This window comes from Mycobacterium sp. MAA66, from assembly GCF_041261665.1.
Classification (GTDB): Bacteria; Actinomycetota; Actinomycetes; order Mycobacteriales; family Mycobacteriaceae; genus Mycobacterium.
The window spans coordinates 136131-159380 of sequence record NZ_JBGCCC010000005.1 but is presented as its reverse complement, the minus strand read 5'-3'; the positions used below and the strand labels follow the sequence as shown (position 1 = coordinate 159380).

25 protein-coding genes are annotated in these 23250 nt (G+C 63.8%); 11 read left to right on the top strand and 14 right to left on the bottom strand.

The window, feature by feature from the left end; translation table 11 throughout:
- Positions 1-39: 39 nt before the first annotated feature.
- The 9 genes from ABIA30_RS17050 to ABIA30_RS17010 all read right to left on the bottom strand — a co-directional run bounded on the left by ABIA30_RS17050 (position 40) and on the right by ABIA30_RS17010 (position 7705).
- Positions 40-561: a carboxymuconolactone decarboxylase family protein gene (locus ABIA30_RS17050; protein ID WP_370067422.1), complete on the bottom strand. Its 522-nt coding sequence runs from the start codon at positions 559-561 to the stop codon at positions 40-42.
- Between the two features lie 529 nt (positions 562-1090).
- The gene (locus ABIA30_RS17045; RefSeq protein WP_370067420.1) at positions 1091-1810 is read right to left on the bottom strand and encodes a TetR/AcrR family transcriptional regulator; all 720 of its coding nucleotides are present in this window, start codon (positions 1808-1810) and stop codon (positions 1091-1093) included.
- Positions 1811-1942: 132 nt separating this feature from the next.
- A complete protein-coding gene (locus ABIA30_RS17040; protein WP_370067418.1) occupies positions 1943-2734 on the bottom strand; it encodes an acyl-CoA dehydrogenase family protein in 792 nt (263 codons plus the stop codon).
- A 5-nt stretch (positions 2735-2739) separates the two neighbouring features.
- Complete coding sequence (locus tag ABIA30_RS17035; protein ID WP_370067416.1) at positions 2740-3855, bottom strand: acyl-CoA dehydrogenase family protein; 1116 nt, start codon at positions 3853-3855, stop codon at positions 2740-2742.
- Entirely contained in the window at positions 3852-4316 is a 465-nt protein-coding gene (locus tag ABIA30_RS17030) for a nuclear transport factor 2 family protein (protein WP_370067414.1), read from the bottom strand. Before ABIA30_RS17030 ends, ABIA30_RS17035 begins: the two co-directional genes overlap by 4 nt.
- On the bottom strand, positions 4300-5526 hold the full coding sequence (locus tag ABIA30_RS17025) for an amidohydrolase family protein (RefSeq protein WP_370067412.1): 1227 nt from the start codon (positions 5524-5526) through the stop codon (positions 4300-4302). Before ABIA30_RS17025 ends, ABIA30_RS17030 begins: the two co-directional genes overlap by 17 nt.
- Before the next feature lie 3 nt (positions 5527-5529).
- A complete protein-coding gene (locus ABIA30_RS17020) occupies positions 5530-5874 on the bottom strand; it encodes a hypothetical protein (RefSeq protein WP_370067411.1) in 345 nt (114 codons plus the stop codon).
- Complete coding sequence (locus tag ABIA30_RS17015) at positions 5867-7171, bottom strand: SRPBCC family protein (protein WP_370067409.1); 1305 nt, start codon at positions 7169-7171, stop codon at positions 5867-5869. The genes ABIA30_RS17020 and ABIA30_RS17015 overlap by 8 nt, the downstream gene beginning before the upstream one ends.
- Positions 7172-7174: 3 nt before the next feature.
- Positions 7175-7705 carry a carboxymuconolactone decarboxylase family protein gene (locus ABIA30_RS17010; RefSeq protein WP_370067407.1) on the bottom strand — a complete coding sequence of 177 codons (531 nt, stop codon included), beginning with the start codon at positions 7703-7705 and terminating at the stop codon, positions 7175-7177.
- Positions 7706-7961: 256 nt separating this feature from the next.
- Here ABIA30_RS17010 and ABIA30_RS17005 point away from each other — a divergent pair, with 256 nt between their 5' ends.
- The 8 genes from ABIA30_RS17005 (at position 7962) to ABIA30_RS16970 (ending at position 16186) form a co-directional block, all read left to right on the top strand.
- The gene (locus tag ABIA30_RS17005; protein ID WP_370067405.1) at positions 7962-9257 is read left to right on the top strand and encodes an amidohydrolase family protein; all 1296 of its coding nucleotides are present in this window, start codon (positions 7962-7964) and stop codon (positions 9255-9257) included.
- A gap of 92 nt (positions 9258-9349) precedes the next feature.
- The gene (locus tag ABIA30_RS17000; protein WP_370067692.1) at positions 9350-10516 is read left to right on the top strand and encodes an acyl-CoA dehydrogenase family protein; all 1167 of its coding nucleotides are present in this window, start codon (positions 9350-9352) and stop codon (positions 10514-10516) included.
- A gap of 15 nt (positions 10517-10531) precedes the next feature.
- A complete protein-coding gene (locus ABIA30_RS16995; RefSeq protein WP_370067403.1) occupies positions 10532-11293 on the top strand; it encodes an SDR family NAD(P)-dependent oxidoreductase in 762 nt (253 codons plus the stop codon).
- Positions 11294-11321: 28 nt separating this feature from the next.
- Positions 11322-12533 carry a CaiB/BaiF CoA transferase family protein gene (locus tag ABIA30_RS16990; RefSeq protein ID WP_370067401.1) on the top strand — a complete coding sequence of 404 codons (1212 nt, stop codon included), beginning with the start codon at positions 11322-11324 and terminating at the stop codon, positions 12531-12533.
- 8 nt (positions 12534-12541) lie between these two features.
- The gene (locus ABIA30_RS16985; RefSeq protein WP_370067399.1) at positions 12542-13717 is read left to right on the top strand and encodes an acetyl-CoA C-acyltransferase; all 1176 of its coding nucleotides are present in this window, start codon (positions 12542-12544) and stop codon (positions 13715-13717) included.
- A gap of 9 nt (positions 13718-13726) precedes the next feature.
- Entirely contained in the window at positions 13727-14875 is a 1149-nt protein-coding gene (locus ABIA30_RS16980; protein ID WP_370067397.1) for an acyl-CoA dehydrogenase family protein, read from the top strand.
- Positions 14876-15161: 286 nt separating this feature from the next.
- A complete protein-coding gene (locus ABIA30_RS16975; protein ID WP_370067395.1) occupies positions 15162-15362 on the top strand; it encodes a hypothetical protein in 201 nt (66 codons plus the stop codon).
- A 20-nt stretch (positions 15363-15382) separates the two neighbouring features.
- Positions 15383-16186: a transglutaminase family protein gene (locus ABIA30_RS16970; RefSeq protein ID WP_370067690.1), complete on the top strand. Its 804-nt coding sequence runs from the start codon at positions 15383-15385 to the stop codon at positions 16184-16186.
- A gap of 59 nt (positions 16187-16245) precedes the next feature.
- On the opposite strand, the gene ABIA30_RS16965 is transcribed toward ABIA30_RS16970, so the two are convergent.
- The 5 genes from ABIA30_RS16965 to ABIA30_RS16945 form a co-directional block, all read right to left on the bottom strand.
- On the bottom strand, positions 16246-16449 hold the full coding sequence (locus ABIA30_RS16965; protein WP_370067393.1) for a cold-shock protein: 204 nt from the start codon (positions 16447-16449) through the stop codon (positions 16246-16248).
- A gap of 80 nt (positions 16450-16529) precedes the next feature.
- Positions 16530-16985, bottom strand: coding sequence for a DUF5994 family protein (locus ABIA30_RS16960; protein WP_370067391.1), 456 nt, complete (start codon positions 16983-16985; stop codon positions 16530-16532).
- 122 nt (positions 16986-17107) lie between these two features.
- Positions 17108-18112: a 4-hydroxy-2-oxovalerate aldolase gene (gene dmpG / locus ABIA30_RS16955; RefSeq protein ID WP_370067389.1), complete on the bottom strand. Its 1005-nt coding sequence runs from the start codon at positions 18110-18112 to the stop codon at positions 17108-17110.
- Entirely contained in the window at positions 18109-19083 is a 975-nt protein-coding gene (locus ABIA30_RS16950) for an acetaldehyde dehydrogenase (acetylating) (protein ID WP_370067388.1), read from the bottom strand. Before ABIA30_RS16950 ends, dmpG begins: the two co-directional genes overlap by 4 nt.
- Positions 19080-19709 (bottom strand): TetR/AcrR family transcriptional regulator, encoded by a 630-nt coding sequence (locus tag ABIA30_RS16945; RefSeq protein ID WP_370067386.1) that lies wholly within the window; start codon positions 19707-19709, stop codon positions 19080-19082. The genes ABIA30_RS16950 and ABIA30_RS16945 overlap by 4 nt, the downstream gene beginning before the upstream one ends.
- A 75-nt stretch (positions 19710-19784) precedes the next feature.
- On the opposite strand from ABIA30_RS16945, the gene ABIA30_RS16940 reads away from it, so the two are divergent.
- Genes ABIA30_RS16940 through ABIA30_RS16930 form a run of 3 tightly spaced genes read left to right on the top strand, consistent with a single transcriptional unit; the run spans position 19785 to position 23243 of the window.
- Positions 19785-21377, top strand: coding sequence for a bifunctional 3-(3-hydroxy-phenyl)propionate/3-hydroxycinnamic acid hydroxylase (locus ABIA30_RS16940; protein ID WP_370067384.1), 1593 nt, complete (start codon positions 19785-19787; stop codon positions 21375-21377).
- Positions 21374-22249 carry an alpha/beta fold hydrolase gene (locus ABIA30_RS16935; protein ID WP_370067382.1) on the top strand — a complete coding sequence of 292 codons (876 nt, stop codon included), beginning with the start codon at positions 21374-21376 and terminating at the stop codon, positions 22247-22249. The genes ABIA30_RS16940 and ABIA30_RS16935 overlap by 4 nt, the downstream gene beginning before the upstream one ends.
- Positions 22242-23243, top strand: coding sequence for a VOC family protein (locus tag ABIA30_RS16930; protein ID WP_370067380.1), 1002 nt, complete (start codon positions 22242-22244; stop codon positions 23241-23243). The genes ABIA30_RS16935 and ABIA30_RS16930 overlap by 8 nt, the downstream gene beginning before the upstream one ends.
- The last annotated feature ends 7 nt before the right edge of the window (positions 23244-23250 follow it).

Here is a 23250-nt window from a genome sequence, read left to right as displayed (position 1 = left end):
GGGTTTCTCTTTCGTATACGGACGGTGGTGTTGGCGCGGCTACTGCGGTACGTCGCCCCATGAGGTCGGACCCGCATCCAGGGGCACGTTCAGTGATTTCAGGAAGATCGACGTCATCACGTAATGACCAGTGAGAAGGGCGATCTCGGCGATCTGCCGGTCGGTGAAATCGCTTGTGAGGGCCTCGACCATCTCGGGGCAGACCGTGTTGGTGACTGCTGCGTCGACATAGGTCACCAAGCGCCCGAGCCGAGGGTCCTGAAAGTCGGTGGCCTTGCTGAGCAGTTTGTCGATAACGGCGTCGCCGACGCCCAGCGAACGGGCGATGTCAGTGTGCTGCATTGCCTCGTAGGGATTGTCGAGGATGCTACCGACCCGCAGGATGACGCATTCGCGGTCTTGGGGTGTCAGTGTCGAGTAGCGGAATGATATTCCCAGATCTAGATACAGTCCTGCCGATGCCTGGGCCAGGACGAGATACCGCATCAGGTTGGCGGGAAAGCGCTCGTAGACCGCTCGCTGTTCCGCGGTGAGCGCGTCAAGTTCAGGTGGGGTGGGCATGCGGTCTCCTTCCGTATTGTGGGCGACGGCGCGGCGGTGGGTGCAGTTGGCGAGGGCTGTTGGGCCGCTGCCTGATTCGTGGAATCGATTGCAGGCGCGGGCCGTTGCCATCTCGGTTTTCGGCGGTATCACCCACGGGATCGTCGGCCCCCGGCAGGCTAAATTGCTTGAGTGCCTTAGCCATTCGCCGTGACCATCAAGTAAGTACCTCGTGTTCGGGTCTTTCGGGTTTGTTGTCGCGCAACGAAGTCATTAACGCGCGATCAATGCGTTAGTTCCAGGTTAGCGTGATGCCCGATTAATCGCAACGCTCGTGCGTTAAAGGGGACTGTTCCCGTCAGTCGACAAGGGGTTGGTAGGGGTTCTGGTCGCAGAAGGGTGCGGCCGACGTGCGTGCTCGATCAGGAGGGGCCGACGCTATGGATGCCACGCATATGGTGAGAACACTGCCATGTTGGCCGGCGATCTCACGTTGGCTCAGGCGTCCGCTGGCGGTAGAGCTCTCGGTCCCGAGAATGCGATTCTCGGGTTAGTCCGCGGCGAATCCGTGGGCGCAGAAGTCCCACACTTCATCAGCTGTGATCGGCTTGATGGAGGCGTCATCGGAGCTGCTTGACTGCGCAACAAACATGACGGTCTGCATCGTCATCGCGGCCATCCGTCGGGCATTGATGCCGGACCGCAGTACGCCTGCCTCCGAGGCCTCTTCCATGAGTTCGGTCAGCAAGGCCACTAGCGGCGCGTGGGCGATCTTGACCTCGGACGGGTGCGAGACCAGCAGGCGCGGCGCAAAGTCGGTGAAGAGGGGGCGACGGGCGGTTGGGTCGGGACGAGACGACTCGAACAGCAATTGAACGGCAACCTTGAGTCGCTCGATCGGATCGGTCTGGCCTGCAGTGGCTGCCCGGATCTGGTCGGCTGAGCGGCTCAGTGCATCCTCGAACAGTGCCAGCAGCAGCTCGTGCTTGCCATCGAACTGCAGGTAGAAGCTGCGCAGCGACTGCCGTGAACGGTCGACGACTTCCTGGACGGTGAAGTCGGTGCTGCCCTTCTCGATGATGATGGCCTGGGCCGCGTCGAGGAACCGCTGCACGCGCTGCGCGGCACGCAGCTTGGCCGTCTTGATCGACCGTTCAACCGCGCGTTGTTTCCAGGCGGGTTCGTCGCTGGGGGTGGTCGTCACCAGCGGCTCAGCTGCAGGTCGATCAGGGAGAGCATGGATGAACTGTACCGGAGATAGTCTTGCCATCGGCGCGCTGGACCTCCTCGTCGACCACGTGTCCGAGATCGAAGCTTTCCCATGGCGAGAATTGTATTCTCATTCGCGTCCGAAAAGTAGGGCTGCCTGAAAAGTGGCGTTCCCCTTCGGGGCGGAGGGGTGCTAGAGCGGGGCGAGGCGAGGAGCGGAGCCGCGGGCCCGAAGGCCTGCACCGGCCTTCTTGGTGAGTTCTCTTGAGCTACCCAGTAATCCGTCGATCACCAGCGTGCGCTTCACATGGATGTGCAACTCGTGTTCTGCGGTGAAGCCGATGCCGCCGAGCACCTGCTGGCAGTGCTTGGCGGCGGTCAGCGCGGCTTTGCCCGCGGCGGCCTTGGCGAGCAGCGCGGTCAGGTCAGGGCTTTCGGCGTCGGGCAACGACAGGGTTGCCTCCGCGCCTTCGATGGCCACCAAGGTCTCCGCCAGCCGATGCCGCACGGCCTGGAACGACGCGATCGGTTTGCCGAACTGCACCCGGTCCAGCGCGTGTTGACGTGCCAGCGCCAACATCGCGCGTGCGGACCCGATCAGCCACCAGCCCAGTGCCTTGCGGGCTTCGCTCATCCGCATCAGTTCGCCGTCAGGCACCTGCCGTAGCGGCAGCCCACCGAGCACTGCGATGTCCGCGCGGGGAATCTGTTCCCAGATCACCCAGCCGCCACCGGCGTACGGCATCGGTGGAGTGCCGCCGGGCAGGCCGCCGATGGTCTCCAGCAGCACATCGTTGACAACCGAAGCATGCGAACCGGTTTCGCCCAAGAGTCGGAACACGAGGGGGATCGCGACGTCGGGCATCTCGGCCAGCATGTCTGCCCAGCCGAGGTCGGCCAGCGCGGCGTCCAACTCGGCACCGGACGACGAGAGCATGGTCTTGCGCAGGGTGCCTTCGAGCAACCCCAACGATTCGGCATCCATGGCAGTCACTCCTTCCCGAGATCCAGCAGTCGACGGGCGATGATGTTGCGTTGTACCTCGGCGGTACCGCCATAGATGGTGGCCGCACGCGAATACAGGAATTCGGCACGCCAGTCGTCATCGGACAGTTCGATGGTGCCGGGCAACAGGTCTCGTGCGGTGTCGTAGAGCTTCTGTTCGGCGTCGGCCAATAGCACTTTGTCGATCGAGGTGTCCGGGCCGAGCTTGTGTCCGGCAGCCAGCCGTTGCTGGGTGACCAACGATCGGCAGCGCAGGGTGTGCAGCGCCAGGAACGCCTCACCCAACTCGTCATCGACGCCGATGCCGGCGCCGCGGACCTTGCCGATCAATGCGTCGAATCGTGAATACAGATAAGCGATGCGCTGCCAGAAGCACGTCGAGCGTTCATAGGGCAGTAGGTCCATCGCCAATTTCCAACCGTCGCCGACCTTTCCGAGCATTCGGCTGGAGTCGACCACGACGTCATCGAAATACACCTCGCAGAACTCGTCGACCCCGTGCATGGTGTGCAGCGGCCGCACCGTGATGCCCGGGGTGTCCAGGTCGACGAAGAACGCGGTGATTCCAGCGTGGCCCTCGCCGGTGCGGGTCAGCAGGATGCACCTGTGGGAGTACTGCGCGAAGCTGGTCCACACCTTCTGACCGTTGATGGTGTAGCGCTGACCCTCCGCGTCCGGCACTGCGCGGGTGGTGATCGACGCCAGGTCACTGCCCGAGCCGGGTTCGGAAAATCCTTGGCACCACTGCTCTTCGCCGCTGAGCAGCTTGGGCACCATCTCGGCGGCCAATTCGGCAGTGGCGTAATCGATCATGGTCGGCGCCAGCACCTCGAGCATCGAGTAGGGACCCGGCTCGGCAAGTCGGCGGCCTACCACCTCTTCGCCGACGATGGCCCGAAGCATGGCCGGGCCGCCCAGACCGCCGGCGTGCTCGGGCCAGCCGTACCGGCTCCAACCGCCCTGGTACAGCGCCCTCTGCACGCGCGCGAATTGGCGCATATGGCCGTCCAACGAATGATCGTCGGGTGGGGTCAGGTCGTTCTCGGCCAGCCAGGCTTGCAGTGCGACACGGAAGATGGCGGGGTCGTGAAGGTCGGTCATGAGGTCGGAGCCGCTTGGCCGGCGACATCGGCCGGAGGCCGGCCGATCGCATGTGGCTTGCCATGATCGTGATCACCGTTGCGCCGGATGAAGGTCATGGCACGGGTTTTCAGCCGCCAGCCGTCCGCGGTGCGACGGTAGGTGTCGCGGTAGTAGCCGATCCGCATCTCGTGTGCCGAATGCTCGATGAAGCACAACGTCTGGGTGCCAATGGCAGCATCCGGGTCGTCGGCATCGAACTCGACCAGTGGCACACCGGTCATGAACAGACCTTTGGGTGCGGCATCGACCAGCACTGGAAACCGTTCCAGTGCATAGGTGTCGCCGAAGGCACTGTAGGTGCCGTCTGGGGTGAAAACGCTGACGAGACCTTCGATGTCGCCCTGCGTGATGGTCACGGCGTACTTGGCGAGCAACTGTTGGATCTCGACCAGATCGTCAGTTCTAGGTGGCGTACTCATTACGAAAGACCTTACCGCCCTTCATTACAAAATTCACGTGCTGTGTAACGGTAATGTCCTGGAGTGGATCGCCCGGGACGGCGATGATGTCGGCCAGCATCCCGTCGGCCAGGCGGCCGCGGTCAGTGACATTGATCAAGTCCGCGGCCACCACCGTTGCGGCGCGCAATACGGCGGCCGGAGGCATGCCCCACTCGACCAGGGTGACCAGTTCGTCGGCGTTGCGGCCGTGCGGGATCGCCGGCGCGTCGGTGCCGACGGCGATCTTCACCCCGGCCTCGTAGGCCGCCTTGATCGAAGTCTGGGCTTTCGGGAACATCTCGGCGGCCTTGTCCTGCAATGCCTTCGGTGCCTTGGATACGTCCATGGCCTGGGCCAGCCGGCGGGTGGTGACCAGGAACCGGTCATTGTCCACCAGCATCTGGATGGCCTCGTCATCCATCAGGAAGCCGTGCTCGATGCAGTCGATGCCGCAGGCCACCGCATGCTTCACGGCCTCGGCGCCGTGGGTGTGCGCAGCCACCCGCAGCCCACGGCGGTGCGCCTCGTCGACGATGACCCGCAGTTCTTCGTCTGAATAGTGTTGCGCGCCGGCCTCTCCGGTGAGCGACATGACGCCACCGGAACAGCACACCTTGATCAACTGGGCGCCGTGCTTGATCTGATAGCGCACCGCCTTGCGGATCTCGTCGACCCCGTTGGCGATGCCCTCCTCGACGGTCAGCTCCAGGACGCCGGGCATGAAGCCGGCGAACATGGTCGGATCCAGGTGCCCGCCGGTCGGCGTAATGGCATGTCCCGCAGGCACGATGCGTGGCCCTTCGATCAACCCCGCATCGATCGCGTTGCCCAGCGCGACGTCGAGGAGATACCCACCGGTCTTGACGAACAGCCCCAGATTACGCACTGTGGTGAATCCCGCCCGCAGCGTACGTCTGGCATTGCCGACCGCGCGCAGTACCCGGGTGGGCGGATCGTCCTGCACCTGGGACAGGCCTGGATTCTCCCCCCGGCCACCCATGAGCAGGTTCACCTCCATGTCCATCAGCCCCGGCAGCAGGATCGAGTCGCCGAGGTCGAGAACCTCTGAACCTTTGGGAATTTCGCCGCCGATCCCAACAATGCGCTCGCAGTCGACACGGACGATGCCGGGACGAATGATCGTCCCGGCATCGACGTCGACCAGGCCGGCCGCCTTGAGAGTCAACATGACTCAGACCACCGGCTCGCGGACCAACTCCACCCAGGCCGCGCCGCTGTCGAGTACCCGGGGCTGTTTCCACACCTCGACCGGGAAGCTGACCATGACCACGGACTGCATCAGATGCATGAGCCGCTTGGCGTCTTCGGGCATGTCGTGCAACGGGAATCGCGCGTCGAGATACACCATGACCTCTTCCAGCCGGGCCAGCCCGACGTCGTACAGATCCTGCATCTCGGCCATGGACGAGGCCAGTCGCTTGGCGTAGCGCTCCGGTTCGGTGGCCAGTATCCAGTCGGAAAAGCGCTCCAGATCGGCGAATTCGGCGGGCAGCAAGGCGTCGGTGGTCTCAGACATGTGCGACTCCATTGGTCTTGACGGCTTGGGAGGCCTTGTACTCGTCGACGTACTTGTGCGCGGTGTGGTGCAGGTGCCGCAGCAGGATCTCCTGGTCGCACAGTGGGAACTCGGTGACCGCGCGGGTTCCGATCTGGGTCTGCGTAGCCTCCAGAGTGTTGGCGTCCTGCAGCGCGTATTCCTTGAAGGTCACCGCCGCCAGTTCCTGCGACAGGCGCTGGCGGGTGTTCTTGGGCGGGACGAAGTACAGGTTGGCCTCGAAGATATGGGTGTCCACACCGGTGGGCCAGTAGTTGTAGGTCAGGTACCAACCCGGAACCCAGAGCAGCAGAGTGAAATTGGGGAAGAATTCGAAAGAGTCCTGACCCCAAGTCTTCTGACGCGCGGGGTTGACCGCGGGCGGCAGCTCGTCGGGCAGGATGCCCTTGATGTCGGGCCGGTCCCACGGGCCGAACAGGCCGCTGTGCAGGATCCGTTCGATCGGCTTGACCATGTTCAGGTCCTTGGGGGGGCTCATGCCGCCCCAGGACGAGATCATCGAGTGCTGATCCTTGATGTCGTAGTGCAGCGCCTCGAAGCCGACCTTGGCGAGCTTGTCGGCTTCTTCCTTGGTCGCCTGTTTCATGTGCAGGATCGGTGCATGGTAGAACTCGACGAACGCGTCGATGAACAGCTTCCAGTTCGCCTTGATCTCCGATCGGTAGCTGTACACCTCGGTCATCTCGTGAAAGGGGTAGCCCTCCAAGCCTTTTGCGAAATCGCCAAGGTATTCCCCCAGCGGCGCGGCGTCGTTGTCGAAGTTGACGAAGATGAAGCCCTCCCAGACCTCGCAGCGGACCGACTTGAGCGGGTAGTCGGCCTTGTCGACGTCGAAGAACTCCTGCTCCTGCTGGATGAAAGTCAGGTCGCCGTTGAGCGCGTAGCGCCAGGCGTGGTATTTGCAGGTGAATTGGCGGCAGCTGCCCGAAACCTCTTCGCCCGGATAGTCATTCCACACGAGTTTGTTACCGCGGTGCCGGCACAGGTTGTAGAACGCCCGGACGGTTCCGTCTTTGTCCTTGACGATGATGATCGATGTACCGGTGCCGACCGACGGCATCTCGCGGGTGAAATAGCTGCCGATCTTGGGTAGCCGCTCGACGCGGCCCACGTGCAGCCAGGTCTTGCGGAAGATGGCCTGCTGCTCCAGCTTCCACTGTTCCGGATCGATCGAGTCGGTGTAGTCGACCGGAGCTGTGCCCAATTCGGGCCAGTTCTCGGTCCAGCTGCCGGCCTCGGGTTTCGGAAAGTGCGCCATCTGTCAGTTCTCCTGTTCGGGTACCACGCCAAAAGTGTTGAATGCCATGGCCAGTAGGCCGTAACTGCCGATCGTGAAGACGAGGTCCATGCGTTGGCGTTCGTCGAGGTGCTCCGACAGCACCGCCCAGGTGGCGTCGGAGACGTTGGATCGTTCGTCGAGTTCGTCCACGGCGGTGAGTACGGCCTGGCTCAACTCGTCGTCGGCCTGACTGCGCCGCACCTTGTCGATGGCCTCGGGGGAGAGGCCCTCGCGTTCGGCCATCTCGGCGTGGTGCACCCATTCGTACTCACAACTCCGGCGGTGGGCGATCCGCAGGATGGCCAGCTCCCGCAGGCCCGCGGGCAGGGTCGAACCGAACAGCAGATAGCCGTTGAACCGAAGGAACGCCCGGGTCAGTTTCGGGTGGCGGGCCAGGGTTTCCAGCGCGGTGCCGGCCTGTCGGCGCTCCATGCGTTCCGGGGACACGAACCCGGACAGCGCGGTGATCACGTCGTCGTCCCACTCGTCGGGGGGCAGGGGTGCTACCCGCACCGGACCTCACCCCCTCTCGGCTCTCGCTTGTGAGAATCACATTCTCGTATTTGACCAACAGGTTTCCAGCTTTTGCCTGAAACGTCAATGCGCCGGCGCCCGCGTGGTTCGATGGAATTGCCCGTTTGAACCCCAAAACTGCAGGTGCCGGGGACTGGCGCGACCGATGGCATGTTGATTCTCGTACTGCGAGAGTCTAGTTTCCTAAAGTAGAGAATGTGGCGGCGGTGCCGCCAGTTGGGGACAAGGAGCGGTTGTGAACAAAGACGACATGATCCTGATCAGCGTCGACGACCACATCGTCGAGCCGCCGGACATGTTCAGGAACCACTTGGCCAAGAAGTACCTGGACGAGGCGCCGCGCCTGGTCCACAACCCGGATGGCAGCGACACCTGGCAGTTCCGTGACGTGGTGATCCCGAATGTCGCGCTGAACGCGGTTGCCGGCCGCCCGAAGGAGGAGTACGGCCTGGAGCCCCAGGGCCTCGATGAGATCCGGCCGGGATGCTTCAACGTCGACGAGCGGGTCAAGGACATGAACGCCGGCGGCATCCTGGGGTCGATGTGCTTCCCGTCGTTTCCCGGTTTCGCGGGTCGGTTGTTCGCCACCGATGATCACGAGTTCTCGTTGGCGTTGGTACAGGCGTACAACGATTGGCACGTCGAGGAGTGGTGTGGCGCTTATCCGGCGCGGTTCATCCCGATGACACTGCCGGTGATCTGGGACCCGGTGGCGTGTGCGGCCGAGATCCGGCGCAACGCCGCCCGCGGTGTGCACTCGCTGACCTTCACCGAGAACCCCGCGGCGATGGGCTATCCGAGCTTCCACGACTTCGAGTACTGGAAGCCGGTGTGGGACGCGCTGGTCGACACCGAGACGGTGCTCAACGTGCACATCGGCTCGTCCGGTCGGTTGGCCATCACTGCCCCTGATGCCCCGATGGACGTGATGATCACGCTGCAGCCGATGAACATCGTGCAGGCAGCCGCCGACCTGTTGTGGTCGCGTCCGATCAAGGAGTACCCGACCCTCAAGGTCGCGCTGTCCGAGGGCGGCACCGGCTGGATCCCGTATTTCCTTGAGCGCGTTGACCGTACCTACGAGATGCATTCGACGTGGACGGGTCAGGATTTCAAGGGCAAGCTGCCCAGTGAGGTGTTCCGCGAGCATTTCTTGACATGTTTCATCGCCGACCCGGTGGGCGTGACCACCCGCGGTCATATCGGGGTGGACAACATCTGCTGGGAGGCGGACTATCCACACAGTGACTCGATGTGGCCCGGTGCGCCCGAGCAACTCGATGAGGTGCTCAAAGCCAACGACGTGCCGGACGACGAGATCAACAAGATGACGTATGAGAACGCGATGAAGTGGTACCACTTCGATCCCTTCAGCCACATGTCCAAAGAGCAGGCCACGGTCGGGGCGTTGCGCAAGGCCGCCGAAGGTCACGACGTCTCGATCCAGGCGTTGAGCAAGCACGATCACGCCCACGCCGACATGTCGTCGTTCGCCGCCAACGCAAAGCAGTTGACCGGCAACAAGGACTAGTGGTTCGGCCAGACCAGGCGCCGGTGCTCGAGTGACCGCATCGGCGCGCGGTCGTGCACACATCACGTTAGGAGCAGACGGTGTCTAGTGGCATGAACTTCGAACTGACCGAAGATCAGCAGCTGATCCGCGCATCGGTTGCCGAACTCGCCGCCAAGTTCGACGACCACTACTGGATGCAGAAAGACCAGGGGCACGAATTCCCGCAGGAGTTCTACGACGCCATCGCCGGCGGCGGCTGGCTCGGCATGACCATTCCCGAGCAGTACGGCGGGCACGGCCTGGGTATCACCGAAGCCACCATCCTGGCTGAGGAGGTGGCCCGCTCCGGCGGCGCGATGAACGCCGCCAGCGCCATCCACATGTCGATCTTCGGCATGCAGCCGGTGGTGGTCTTCGGCTCCGACGAGATGAAAGCCGAGACGCTGCCGAGGATCGTCAGCGGTGACTTGCACGTGTGCTTCGGCGTGACCGAACCGACTGCGGGACTGGACACTTCGCGAATAACCACCTTCGCCAAGCGGGACGGCGACCAATACGTCGTCAATGGGCGCAAGGTGTGGATATCCAAGGCGCTGGAGTCCGAGAAGATCCTGCTGCTCACCCGCACCACGCCACGTGATCAGGTGGACAAGCCCACCGATGGGCTGTCACTGTTCCTGACCGACCTGGACCGCGACCACATCGACATCCGACCGATCACCAAGATGGGTCGAAATGCAGTGTCCTCCAACGAATTATTCATCGATGACCTGCGGGTGCCGGTCGAGCACCGGATCGGCGACGAAGGCAAGGGCTTTTCCTACATCCTGCACGGCCTGAACCCGGAGCGGATGCTGATCGCCGCCGAGGCACTCGGCATCGGCCGGGTAGCCCTGGACCGCGCCGTCAAATATGCCAACGAACGTGTGGTGTTCGACCGGCCGATCGGGATGAATCAGGGCATCCAGTTCCCGCTGGCCGATTCGTTGGCCCGGCTGGATGCCGCCGAGCTGATCCTGCGCAAGGCCACCTGGTTGTACGACAACGGCAAGTCCTGCGGCCGCGAGGCCAACATGGCCAAATACCTCTGTGCGGATGCGGGTTTCACCGCTGCCGATCGGGCCCTACAGACCCACGGTGGCATGGGCTACTCGGAGGAGTACAACATCTCCCGGTTCTTCCGGGAGGCCCGACTGATGAAGATCGCCCCGGTGAGCCAGGAGATGATCCTGAACTTCCTGGGCACCAACGTTCTCGGCCTGCCGAAGAGCTACTGATCCGCTAGGAGCGCAATGACGAACCCGATGTTCGACCTGACCGGCCGGTCGGCCCTGGTGACCGGTGCCGGCTGTGGCATCGGTGCCGCGGTGGCCGCCGCGCTGGCGCAAGCCGGTGCCGCCGTTCTGGTCACCGACATCAATCCGGAATCGGCTGCCACAGTGGCAGAGCGCATCGCCTCCGCCGGCGGCACTGCGGACAGCGCGGCACTGGACGTCAGCTCCCGGGAGGCGGCCGAAGCGGCCGCGTTGCGCGCATCTGAATTGGCCGACGGCACGTTGCACATCCTGGTCAACAACGCCGGCGTCACAGCACCGGCGATGTTCCCCAAGCTCACCGACGAAACCTTCCGACTCACCTTCGATGTCCACGTGATGGGCACCTTCCACTGTGCGCAGGCGGCGCTGCCGTACCTCCCGACCGACGGCACCGGTCGGATCATCAACGTGACCTCGTCGGCGGGCATCACCGGAACCCTGGGGCAGGTCAACTACTCGGCGGCCAAGGCCGGCATCATCGGCATGACCAAGTCGCTGGCCCGCGAGCTGGCCACCAAGAACGTCCTGGTGAACGCGCTGGCGCCGTTGGCCGCGACACCGATGACCGAAACCATCCGCAGCAATGAGAAATTCGCGGCCAACATGATGAACCGGATTCCGTTGAAGCGCTGGGCGGAAGCCGAGGAAGTGGCCGGGCCGTTCGTGTTCCTGGCCTCCGATGCTGCGTCGTATATCACCGGGCAGGTGTTGCCGGTCGACGGCGGCATGGTTATGTGACGGTGTGGGCGAAGTTTACGAGCGAACCATGGACCTGACCAGCAACTCGCGTTTGCCACTGGCCGGGATCACGGTCATCGCCATGGAGCAGGCGGTGTCGGCGCCGATGTGCACCCGCGTGCTGGCCGACTTCGGTGCCCGGGTGATCAAGATCGAAAACCCCGACGGCGGCGACTTCGCCCGTGACTACGACGACGTGGTGCTCGGCCAGGCCGCGCATTTCGTGTGGGCGAACCGGGGCAAGCAGTCGCTCGCCTTGAACCTGAAGTCCGACAAGGGAGTGGCGGTGCTGCACCGACTGCTGGAAGGGGCCGACGCATTCGTCTCCAATCTGGCGCCCGGGGCCACCGCACGACTTGGCCTGTCCCCGGCGGATCTGCGTGTGCGCCATCCGCAGGTGATACCTCTGGAGATCGACGGCTACGGGCCAGGAGGACCACTATCGGCCAAGCGTGCGTATGACCTTCTGGTACAGGCGGAATCGGGGTCGTGTGCGTCGACCGGGTACGCCGGCATGCCGGCCAAGCCGGGGGCGGCGGTCGCCGATGTCACCACAGGCCTGTACTCGGCGCTGTCGATCATGGCACTGTTGCTGGGGCGCGCCCGATCCGGTGATACCGGCCCGGCGCCGTCGGTGGCGGTCAGCCTCTTCGACACCATGACCGACATCATGGGGTACCAACTGGCCTACACCCAGCACTCCGGAGTGGACCAGATCCCGCTCGGCATGAGTTCACCGGCCGTCGCGCCCTACGGTGCCTTCGCCACCCGGGACGGGCAGACCGTGGTGCTGGGCACCACCAATGACCGGGAATGGCAGCGGCTGGCGCGGGAGATCATCTCTCGGCCGGATTTGGCCGACGATTCCCGCTTCGCCACCAACCCCGACCGCTGCGCACACCGTGATGAACTCAACCACGCCATCGAATCATGGTGTGCCGAGCGTGATCTCGACGATATTCAGCGGGTGGCCGACATGGCCGGCATCGGTAACTCCCGCTACAACCTGCCCAGCGAGGTCATCGCGCACCCGCACCTGAAGGCCCGCGACCGATGGCGGCAGATCGGCACCCCGAACGGCCCCATCGACGCTTTGCTGCCGCCACCGGTGATCAGCGATTTCGAGATGGGTATGGGCGCGGTTCCGGGACTTGGTGAGCACACCGATGCGGTACTGCGCGAATTGGGTTACCAGACTGTGGAAATCGCCGGGCTGCGGGCCGACGGCGTGATCGGATAGGAGCGCAGATGCGGGAAGTTGTGATCGTCGAAGCCGTACGTACGGCTGTCGGTAAGCGCAACGGCGGGCTGGCCGGCGAGCACGCCGCCGACCTGTCTGCGGTGGTACTCAATGAGCTGATGGACCGGGCCGGGGTGGCACCGGATCTGGTCGACGATGTGGTGTGGGGCTGTGTCTCCCAGGTGGGCGACCAGTCCAGCAATATCGCCCGCTATTCGGTGCTGGCCGCGGGATGGCCCGAACACATCCCCGGCACCACGGTCAACCGGGCGTGCGGATCTTCGCAGCAGGCTGTGGATTTCGCGGTGCAGGCCGTGATGTCGGGGCAGCAGGACATCGTGGTCGCCGGCGGCGTCGAGGTGATGAGCCGGGTTCCACTGGGCGCGGCCCGCCAGACGGGACAGCCCTACGGTCCGAAAGCCCTTGCCCGCTACGACGGTTTCAGCTTCAACCAGGGCATCTCGGCGGAGCTGATATCGCAGAAGTGGAACCTGTCGCGGGCCCGACTGGATGAATACTCTGCGCGGTCGCATGAACTCGCCGCAGCCGCTCAGGACGGCGGGGCGTTCACCACCCAGATCGTTCCGGTCTTCACTGCGGACGTGAGGAGCGATTCAGGTGGAGCCGATGGGGGCATCATGTACCAGGACGAAGGCATCCGCCGCGGCACCACGCCCGAGAAGCTCGCCGGGCTCAAGCCTGCGTTCATTGACGACGGGGTGATCCACGCCGGCAACTCGTCGCAGATTTCCGACGGTGCCGCAGCACTTTTGGTGATGACCCTGGAGAACGCACTGCAGCTCGGGCTGACCCCGCTGGTGCGCTACGTCGCCGGCGCGGTGACCGGGGCCGACCCGGTGCTGATGCTGACCGGCCCGATCCCGGCCACCGAAAAGGTGCTGCGAAAGGCCGGTGTCGGAATCGACGAGGTCGGGGTGTTCGAGATCAACGAGGCCTTCGCGCCGGTGCCGCTGGCCTGGTTGGCTGAGACCGGAGCCGACGAGGCGCGGCTGAACCCGTTGGGTGGGGCCATCGCGCTCGGCCACCCGCTCGGCGCGTCCGGCGCGGTGTTGATGACCCGCATGATCAACCACATGCGGGACAACGGAATTCGATACGGCCTGCAGTCGATGTGCGAGGGCGGCGGAACGGCCAACGCCACGCTGGTCGAACTGGTCGTCTAGGGGGATCGGGTGCAGCGCAATCTCTTCACCGAAGATCACGAAGCCTTCCGGGCCCTGGCACGGGATTTCGTGGAGAAGGAGGTCGTACCGGCCTACCCGTCCTGGGAGAAGGGCGGCCGGATGCCACGCCAAGTCTTCGAAACGATGGGTTCGCTGGGCATGCTCGGCATGGCCATACCCGAGGAATACGGCGGCGGGGGACAACCCGATTACCGCTACAACGTGGTGCTGCAGGAAGAGGCGGCGCGGGCGCTGGTGACGCTGTCCACGGTGCGCACCCAGCTCGAGGTGATCCTGCCCTACTTCCTGACCTACGCCGATGCCGAGCAGCGCGAGCGCTGGTTCCCGGGCCTGGCATCGGGCACATTGTTGACCGCGGTGGCGATGACCGAACCTGGCACGGGGTCGGATCTGGCTGGTATGCGCACCACTGCCGTGCGCGACGGTGACGATTGGATTGTCAACGGCGCCAAGACGTTCATCACCGGTGGCATGCAGGCAGACCTGGTGATCGTGGTGGCGCGCACCTCGACCGACCCGTCCAATCGTCGGCGGGGGTTGACCCTGTTCGTGGTGGAGGACGGCATGCCCGGCTTCACCCGCGGGCGCGAACTGGAGAAGATGGGCTGCAAGGTGCAGGACACCGCCGAACTGTCCTTCGTCGATGTCCGGGTTCCGGCGGCCAACGTGCTGGGCGGGGTGGATGAGGCGTTCGGCTACCTGGGGCACAATCTGCCGCAGGAACGATTGACCGTCGCGGTGGGCTCGGTGGCCCAGGCGCGGTCGGCGATCGCGGCAGCCATCGATTACACCCGGGACCGCAGGGCTTTTGGTACGCCGGTGGCCTCGTTCCAGAACACCAAGTTCGAATTGGCTTCCTGCTCAACCGAAGTCGAGGCAGCCCAGGCCATGCTGGACCGTGCCGTCGCGCTACACACCGATGGTGAGTTGTCCGCACCGGATGCTGCTCGGGTGAAGCTGTTCTGCACCGAGATGCAGGCCCGGGTGATCGACCGCTGTCTGCAGTTGTTCGGCGGATACGGCTACATCATGGAATACCCGATCGCCCGGCTGTACACCGATGCCCGCGTGGCCCGGATCTACGCCGGAACCAGTGAGGTGATGAAGGTGATCATCGCCAAAGACCTGGGCCTGTAGTGCGATTTACCTGCGTGCGTGCGTGCTCACCCGCCACGGCGGGAAACGTGGACATCGCGCAAGGCAACTGTGCTGCCGCCGGACCAAATGTAGCGTAACGTCGATAGTGTCGGGCAGCTCGGATTGCGAGCGAAAATGCCCGACTCCGAAGGAATCTGGTTGCCGGCCACGTGTCGAGTGCGCCGAAGATCGATCCTTCAGAAGATGCAATGTGCGGTCCGAAGGCTGAGCCGTTGTCCGTCAACTACATACCAGTCGGCGATCCCGGCTCATTGGAGGTCCGACCATGACCGTTACCGTGACACGTTCCGACGGGAGCGTCGACGAGTATTCGCGTTTCGGCGATGCATATTTCAAACGCAACGACGGTGGCCTCGACGTGATTCGAACTGGCGCCAAGAAGCCCTTCAATTATCAGTCGGGACAGTGGCTCGACGTCGAGGGCGATCAGAGCGCACACCGAGTACGCAGCTTTTGGCGTCGATGACCACTGATGACCTGAGCTCGATGCGGCGAAAAGTAGGGGTCGACCTTGAAGTGGAGGTAACTGCCCCGACGACGCTGGAGTTCCAGATCGCAGTCGCTCCACATCCGGGGGCTCAGGTAGTGGAGTCGTTGTCCGTCGTATTGGACGGCAATCCGATTGAGCCCATTGAGATCAGCGGTATGCACGGCGACCGCATCCATAAGATGGACGTCGCCGGTGGCACTCTCAAAGTGCACTACGCCGCCACCATCGATGGACGCGCCGATCCTGCTCCCGTCACCGAGTACGACCTGTCGATGTATCTGCGGCCCAGTCGGTACGCGGAGGTCGACAAGTTCTTCGGCTTCGCCGCAACGGAATTCATGAACTATGTCGGTTCGACGGTGCTGCTGGACAAGGTGTCCTCGTGGGTTGGAAACCGACTGAAATACGTCGCGGGCTCCAGTGACCCCATTGACGGCGCGGTGGACACCTTGCTTGCCGGTACTGGTGTGTGCCGGGATTTTGCCCACCTGGTAGTGGCCTTGCTGCGTGCGGTCTACGTTCCGGCCCGTGTGGTGTCGGTATACGCACCGGGCTTGTCCCCGATGGACTTTCACGCCGTGGCCGAAGCCTTTGTCGAGGGAAGCTGGCGGGTGGTCGATGCGACTCTGCTGGCACCGCGACAGTCCCTCGTGCGTATCGCCACCGGACGCGATGCAGCCGACATCGCCTTCCTTGACAATCACGACGGTGCTATTGCACTGACCGGAATGGCTGTGACGGCCGTTGTGGATGGCGATCTGCCGATCGACTCATTGGGCCAACTGGTGTCGATCGGCTGACTCCGGACCCCGGTGCGGCGCGCAGTGACGCAGCGTCAGCCCCGGGGGTTCGGAAAAGGTCAGAGGGCGGTTACGCCGACGGCTTGCGGGCCTTTATCACCCTGAGTGACTTCGAACTTCACCCGCTGATTCTCTTCCAGGCTGCGGAAGCCGCCGCCCTGGATCTCGGAGTGGTGAACGAATACGTCCGCCGTCCCGCCGTCCGGGGCGATGAAGCCAAAGCCCTTGTCGTTGTTAAACCACTTAACGGTTCCTTCGGTCATGCTGTACTACTTTCTTTCATGATGAATGCAAGTTGATGCATCCAAATCTATTGGGGCACAGCTTAAGACATCAATTCTCGTTAGTCGGCGTGCTGCGCTGTCACCAGCAGGTCCGTCGCAGTTGAGCGATTGTTGGGGCTCGCGGCGGTCATCAACGCCGAATGCGCTTCGGCCGGATCGGTGTCGGCCGGCACCGTGAGAAGGACAATCCTGTCGCGGTCGAGTCCAATGACCTCGACCGTATTGACCGGCTGGCGCTGGTATCCGTCGAGTCGTACCCGCCGCCCTCCGACGGCGAGTTTGGTGGGGGCTTTCGACCACTCGCCGATGTTGTACAAGACGCGGTCGATCTCTCCCAGCCGAACAGACAGCACCGCCAAGAGATCCGGCAGTTCATTGGTCAGATTGCCGGTGTGCGGCCACCACGCCCCATCCACGAATCCGCTGCGGGGAGCTTTGGGCTTCAATCTCAATCGTGGAGTCTGATTGGGGGATGTGCGCTCTGTCGTGGTTGTGTGGTCGTGTTGCAGCGTCATCGAGACGCTCCCGCCTTGACCGCGAACCGGCCAAATTCTTCGAATCGGCGACGGCGTAGCTTTGACCAGCCATGCGACGAAATACCGCCGATAACTCCAGCATACGCGCGCACGCAAGTCGTTCAGGTGGCGAGGTCCAGGGCGATGTCGGTCAGCATGTCTTCCTGGCCGCCGATCATGCCGCGACGGCCGGCTTCTTCGAGCAGGGTGCGGGCATCGACACCGAAACGGGCCGAGGCGATTTCGGCGTGACGAAGGAAGCTGGAATACACCCCGGCGTAGCCGAGGGTAAGCGTTTCGCGATCGACTCGAACCGGGCGATCCTGCAAGGGTCGAACCAGGTCGTCGGCAGCGTCTTCCAGCGCGTGGAGGTCACAGTCGTGCCGCCAGCCCATTTTGGTCGCTACGGCGATGAACACCTCCAGTGGAGCGTTGCCCGCGCCGGCGCCCATACCGGTGAGTGACGCGTCGACCCGGTTTGCTCCGTGCTCGACGGCGACGATGGAGTTGGCCACCCCGAGCGACAGGTTGTGGTGGGCGTGGATGCCGATTTCGGTTGCCTCGTCCAGTGCTTGACGTAGTGCCTCGACGCGGTCGGTGATGTCTCGCATGGTCAATGCGCCGCCGGAGTCGACGACGTAAACGCACGTGGCACCGGCTCTTTCCATCAACTGGGCCTGCTCGGCCAACGAGTGCGGATCGGTCAGGTGACTCATCATCAGAAAGCCCACGGCGTCCATACCGAGACTGCGAGCGGCGGCCAGGTACGGGGCGGCGATATCGGCCTCGGTGCAGTGGGTGCCCACCCGTACCACGGCTGCGCCGGCACGGTGGGCGTCGGTGAGGTGACGCACGGTGCCGATACCCGGCAGCAGAAGCGTGGCGACCTTCGCCCGGTGCACCGCGCCGGCAACGGCTTCGATCCATGCCAAGTCCGTGTGGGCGCCGAATCCATACACGCAACTGGACCCGCCGAGCCCGTCGCCGTGGGCGACCTCGATCGAATCCACCCCGGCGCGGTCGAGAGCGGTGGCGATGGTGGTCACGTCGTGCAGGGTGTATTGGTGACGGACGGCGTGCATGCCGTCACGCAGCGTGACGTCGCTGATGTAGAGGTCGTGACTCATGTTGCCGCTCCGGCGATTTCGACGGTCCGGGCAACGACGCGTTCGGCTGTGGCCCTGGCTGCGGCGGTCATGATGTCGAGGTTGCCTGCATACGCGGGCAGATAGTCTGCGGCACCGGCGACTTCGAGCATGGCGGTAACGCGAGTGCCGGTGAAGCTGCCAGTATCCGGTAGGTAGAGCGCCTTGCTGTTCGCGAACGTTTCGAATTGAATGCGTTGTTTGAGCCGGTATCCGGGTACATACGAATTGACCCGTGCGACCATGTCGGTGATCGATGACTCGATAGCATTTCGGTCGGTGTCGCCGTCGACCAGGCAGTAGACGGTGTTACGCATCAGCACTGGCGGGTCGGCCGGGTTGAGCACCATGATGGCCTTGCCTCGCCGTGCCCCGCCGACCGATTGCAGTGCGGTGGAGGTGGTTTCGATGAACGTGTCGAGGCCGGCGCGGGTTCCGGTGTCGGCTGACCGACTCGATATCGATGAGACGACCTCGGCGTAGGAGACGATGCCGCAGGCTGCGACAGCGGCAACGATCGGCACCGTGGCTTGCCCGTCGGAGGTCACCATGTTCAGGTTCGGCGCGTCCAGATGATCGTCGAGGTTGACCGCGGGTACGGAGTACGGGCCGATGGCGGCCGGGGTGAGGTCGAGTATCCGCACGCCGGTGGCTGCGAGTGCGGCCCGGTTGTGTTGATGTGCGCTGTCGGTCGCGGCATCGAAAACGATTCTGATAGAGCTGAATTCAGGCATCGCGAGTAGACCGTCGATGCCACCGGGGGTGGTCGGCACGCCGAATCGCCTGGCTTGGGCCAGCCCTTCGGAGGCGGCATCGATACCGACCATCGCCGCGACCCGCAGCGGGCCGCCGCTGCGCAGGATCTTGATCATCAGGTCGGTGCCGATGTTGCCGGACCCGATGATGGCGACCGGGTAATCCCGTCGGGTGGACACGCCGTGGGCCACGGTCATGACAGGCGGTTCTCGGCGATCATGCGTAGCGCCGTGTCGTATAGGGCGTGGGCGTGCAATTCGAACAGCGCAAGCAGGTCCACGGTGTCGCCGCCGATCTCCTTGGCGATGAACAACCCGTCGGCGCCGGCGATTGCATAGGTCACCAACTGCTGAACCTGTGCGGGTTCGAGTCCCGCGGTCATGTCTGCGAGTGCCTGCTGCAAGGACTCGGCCGCCTGCGTGCGCGACCACAGGAACATCTCGCGAGCTCGGGGCTCCACCGGTCGGCGCTCCAATGCCAGCATGAGCCCGAGCCGGAGGAAGTCGGGGTTGTCGAGCAGCGCCTTCGCGAGTTGTAGGGCCAGGGTGGTGATGCGCTCGCGTGGCTCACCGCCGGCGGGGAGCTGCCAGGCGTGTAGCCAGTCGGCGAAGCTGCGCTCGATGACCGCGGCGAGCAGGTCGTCTTTGTCCTTGAAGTGCCAGTAGATCGAACTGGCGGGCAGCCCGCATTTCTTGCTGACCAGTCCGATACTGGTGCCCTCGTATCCGCGTTCGGAGGCAATTTCGGTGGCGGCGTCCAGGATTCGTTCGCGGGACAGTTCGCCGTCGGCGCGCTTGCGGCGAGGCTTGGGGGTTTCGCTCATATCCACTCCCAGGTCTTGACTCCGTAGTGATCGCTACATTACCGTAGCGATCACTACAGAGCAACCGGAGGCCCAGTGAGCGCTCAGGACATCTACGACGTCGCCGTCATCGGCTATGGACCCACCGGCGCGACCGCGGCGAATCTGTTGGGCCAGCTCGGCCTGAAAGTCATTGTGGTCGAACGTGATCCCGACATCTACAACAGAGCGCGGGCCATCTCCACAGACGAAGAGGTGCTGCGGGTGTGGCAGTCGATCGGCTTGGCGGATCGACTGCAGCAGGACATGTTGCCCGACCGGCCGGTCGCTTTCGTCGATGCCGACGGTGTGCCGTTCTTCGAAATGACCATCACTGGTCGCGGATGCGGTCATCCACCGCAGCAGTTCATCTATCAACCAGCGATCGATAAGGTGCTCCGCGAAGGCGTCGCCCGGTTCTCGAACGTCGAGGTGCTGCTCGAACACGAATCGCTGCGGGCACTGAACAAAGGTGACCACGTCGAGTTGCTCTTGGCGGATCTGTGTACCGACACCGTCAAGAAGGTCCGCGCCGCGTACGTGATCGCCGCTGACGGCGGATCTTCGCCGACCCGCGGGCTCCTGGGTGTGGGTTACTCGGGTCGTACCTACTCGGAGCGCTGGGTGGTCATCGATACCAAGGTCATCGAAGAGTGGGATGCACACGACCGCTTGCGGTTTCATTGCAATCCCGATCGACCTACCGTGGATTGCCCGACCCCACTGGGACACCACCGCTGGGAATTCCCCGCTCGCGCAGGCGAATCTGACATAGACCTGGTCAGCGATGCCTCGGTCTGGAAAGTGCTCCACGATCAGGGCATCACCGAAGAGAACGTCGAAGTCCTGCGCGCGGTGGTCTACAGCCACCATGTACGCGTTGCCGACCGGTGGCGGGTCGGCAGAGTGCTGCTGGCCGGGGATGCCGCGCACGCCATGCCGCCGTGGATCGGGCAAGGGATGTCCGCCGGAGTGCGCGACGCGGCCAACCTCTGCTGGAAGATCGCTGCGGTGCTTCGTGGCCAGGCGCCCGAGTCTCTGTTGGACTCCTATGAGGCCGAACGCAAACCGCACGTGACCGAGGTGACCCGCCGTGCGGTGTTCACCGGCCGGCTGATCACCGAACGGAGTCGGGCAATCGCGGCGGTACGCAATCGGGTGATCCGTGCTTTCACGAAAATCCCTGGTGCCCTCACGCTCCTGCAGAAACGATGCTGGATACCCGACGCCCATTACGACGCCGGCTTCTTCGCCTCATCAGCCCGCCACGTGCCTGGTTTGCGTAAGGGTGGGGCCATCGGCTGGCAGATTCCGCAACCGTGGGTGACTGAGGGCACCACCGGAGACATCGTTCGACTCGACGACATCCTCGACCGTCAATGGGCCGTGCTGCACCTGGGTGCCGCACCGAGCGGAGCCCAGGCCTGGTCGGCGCGCGGGGTGCGCAGCATTGGAATCGGCAGCGACCTGACAGACCACACCGGCGCGCTGACCAAGTGGCTCGCCAGTATGAACGCCGTGGCAGTCGTTGTGCGCCCGGATGGATTCATCTATACCGCAGTCGATTTCGGGCAGCCGCTGCGTGCGCCGGCAGTCGGCCTGAAGCCCGTTGCATCTTCCTTCCCGACCCGAGACGGAGTCCTCGCATGACCATCACCGCATTGGCCGAACACACGATCACCGTCAACGGCCGGCCCATCTTCTACGCCGAGGCCGGCACCGGTCCGGCAGTGGTGATGCTGCACGGCGGAGGGCCGGGCGCCTCGGGAGTCTCGAACTACTTCCGCAACATCGACGCCCTCGCAGCCAACTACCGGGTGATCGTGCCCGACATGCCGGGCTACGGCCGATCCACCAAGACGCTCAACCAATCCGATCCGTTCGGCGCACTGGCCACCGCGATCCGCGGCCTGCTCGATGAGCTCGGTATCGACACCGCCCACCTGATCGGCAACTCCTACGGCGGCGCGGCAGCCCTGCGCCTGGCACTGGACACTCCCCACCGGGTGGGCAAGCTCGTGCTGATGGGTCCCGGCGGCATCGGCACGACCCGGGGCCTGCCGACCGCCGGACTCAGCAGTCTGCTCGGCTACTACGGCGGAGACGGCCCCAGTCGCGACAAACTGGCCTACTTCATCCGTAATTACCTTGTCTACGAGGGCGAGTCGGTGCCAGACGAGCTGATCGACCTGCGCTACCGGGCATCCATCGACCCCGAGGTGATCGCCAACCCACCACTGCGCCGGCCGTCTGGCCCGACGGCACCACTGACCCTGTGGCGTATGGACTTCACTCGCGACCCGCGGCTGAAAACCCTGCAGACCCCGACGTTGGTGCTGTGGGGCCGCGACGACAAGGTCAACAAACCCTCCGGCGGCCCGATGCTGCTCAACACGCTGCCGAACGCCGAACTGGTGATGACCAGCCATACCGGACACTGGATGCAATGGGAACGCGCGGAGCTTTTCAACCAGCTTGTCGCCGAATTCCTCAGTGCTGATTCGACACTCGCCCATGAGTAGCGTCTTCGGAAACGTCCACCTGGGTTATGTCGTCATCGATACTCAGAAGTTCGCAGACTGGCGCAGGTTCGGGCGGGATGCCATCGGCATGCAGGCCGATGACCTTTCTGGTGACGTCATGCGGTTCCGCCTGGATGACCATGAATGCCGATTCCTGCTACAGCGCGGACCCGCAGAAGACGTCACGGCACTGGGTTGGCAACTCGACGACCACGCCACCTTCGACGAAATCCTGACCCGCGTCACCCGCACGGGCGTGCCGGTCGCCGAGGGCACCGCGGAGCAAGCCAACCTGCGGGGTGTGGAACGTCTGGTGCGATTTCCCGGCCCGAACGGCCTCACTCAGGAGATCTTCACGCGAGCGCGCACCGGCAACACCCCGCTGCAGATGGTCAACCGTGGCGGATTCGTCACCGGCGACGCCGGTTTGGGACACGTCGCGCTGACCACCAAGAATCCGCACCTGACGCGCGGCTACTACAGCACCGTCTTCGATGCCCGACTGTCGGACTACATCGACGAGACGATCAGCGGGATCAAATTCAAGATCCGATTCCTGCGGGTCAACGAACGCCACCACTCCGTGGCAGTTGCGGCCGTCAACCGGTTGCCGCTCAACCCGATCCGCACGCGAGTTCAACACCTCAACATCCAGGTTGCCGATCTCGACGACATGACTACCTCGTATCAGCGGGTCAAAGAACTCGGCTTCGACATGGCGTTGGGGGTCGGTCAGCACACCAACGACAGGGAGCTCTCGTACTACGCGCTGACCCCGTCGGGGTTCGAGTGGGAGGTCGGCTGGAACCCGATTGTCGTCGACGAAAATACCTGGGAACCAACGACTTACCAGGGCATCAGCATCTGGGGTCACACACCGGCAGGGCAGAGCATCGTCGACAAGCTCGAACAGTTCAAGATCGGTGCCGCCTCACTGTTGCACCGCGAAGACTCGGTACCCGCACTGGCCGGTGCCGGTATCCCCGACAACTGATCAGGAC

What these genes read in the sequence shown, in the direction of transcription:
- ABIA30_RS17050 (WP_370067422.1), bottom strand. Translation starts at nt 561, where the DNA reads ATGCCCACCCCACCTGAACTTGACGCGCTCACCGCGGAACAGCGAGCG.
- ABIA30_RS17045 (WP_370067420.1), bottom strand. Translation starts at nt 1,810, where the DNA reads ATGGCAAGACTATCTCCGGTACAGTTCATCCATGCTCTCCCTGATCGA.
- ABIA30_RS17040 (WP_370067418.1), bottom strand. Translation starts at nt 2,734, where the DNA reads ATGGATGCCGAATCGTTGGGGTTGCTCGAAGGCACCCTGCGCAAGACC.
- ABIA30_RS17035 (WP_370067416.1), bottom strand. Translation starts at nt 3,855, where the DNA reads ATGACCGACCTTCACGACCCCGCCATCTTCCGTGTCGCACTGCAAGCC.
- ABIA30_RS17030 (WP_370067414.1), bottom strand. Translation starts at nt 4,316, where the DNA reads ATGAGTACGCCACCTAGAACTGACGATCTGGTCGAGATCCAACAGTTG.
- ABIA30_RS17025 (WP_370067412.1), bottom strand. Translation starts at nt 5,526, where the DNA reads ATGTTGACTCTCAAGGCGGCCGGCCTGGTCGACGTCGATGCCGGGACG.
- ABIA30_RS17020 (WP_370067411.1), bottom strand. Translation starts at nt 5,874, where the DNA reads ATGTCTGAGACCACCGACGCCTTGCTGCCCGCCGAATTCGCCGATCTG.
- ABIA30_RS17015 (WP_370067409.1), bottom strand. Translation starts at nt 7,171, where the DNA reads ATGGCGCACTTTCCGAAACCCGAGGCCGGCAGCTGGACCGAGAACTGG.
- ABIA30_RS17000 (WP_370067692.1), top strand. Translation starts at nt 9,350, where the DNA reads ATGAACTTCGAACTGACCGAAGATCAGCAGCTGATCCGCGCATCGGTT.
- ABIA30_RS16995 (WP_370067403.1), top strand. Translation starts at nt 10,532, where the DNA reads ATGACGAACCCGATGTTCGACCTGACCGGCCGGTCGGCCCTGGTGACC.
- ABIA30_RS16990 (WP_370067401.1), top strand. Translation starts at nt 11,322, where the DNA reads ATGGACCTGACCAGCAACTCGCGTTTGCCACTGGCCGGGATCACGGTC.
- ABIA30_RS16985 (WP_370067399.1), top strand. Translation starts at nt 12,542, where the DNA reads ATGCGGGAAGTTGTGATCGTCGAAGCCGTACGTACGGCTGTCGGTAAG.
- ABIA30_RS16975 (WP_370067395.1), top strand. Translation starts at nt 15,162, where the DNA reads ATGACCGTTACCGTGACACGTTCCGACGGGAGCGTCGACGAGTATTCG.
- ABIA30_RS16970 (WP_370067690.1), top strand. Translation starts at nt 15,383, where the DNA reads ATGCGGCGAAAAGTAGGGGTCGACCTTGAAGTGGAGGTAACTGCCCCG.
- ABIA30_RS16965 (WP_370067393.1), bottom strand. Translation starts at nt 16,449, where the DNA reads ATGACCGAAGGAACCGTTAAGTGGTTTAACAACGACAAGGGCTTTGGC.
- ABIA30_RS16960 (WP_370067391.1), bottom strand. Translation starts at nt 16,985, where the DNA reads ATGACGCTGCAACACGACCACACAACCACGACAGAGCGCACATCCCCC.
- dmpG (WP_370067389.1), bottom strand. Translation starts at nt 18,112, where the DNA reads ATGAGTCACGACCTCTACATCAGCGACGTCACGCTGCGTGACGGCATG.
- ABIA30_RS16950 (WP_370067388.1), bottom strand. Translation starts at nt 19,083, where the DNA reads ATGACCGTGGCCCACGGCGTGTCCACCCGACGGGATTACCCGGTCGCC.
- ABIA30_RS16945 (WP_370067386.1), bottom strand. Translation starts at nt 19,709, where the DNA reads ATGAGCGAAACCCCCAAGCCTCGCCGCAAGCGCGCCGACGGCGAACTG.
- ABIA30_RS16935 (WP_370067382.1), top strand. Translation starts at nt 21,374, where the DNA reads ATGACCATCACCGCATTGGCCGAACACACGATCACCGTCAACGGCCGG.
- ABIA30_RS16930 (WP_370067380.1), top strand. Translation starts at nt 22,242, where the DNA reads ATGAGTAGCGTCTTCGGAAACGTCCACCTGGGTTATGTCGTCATCGAT.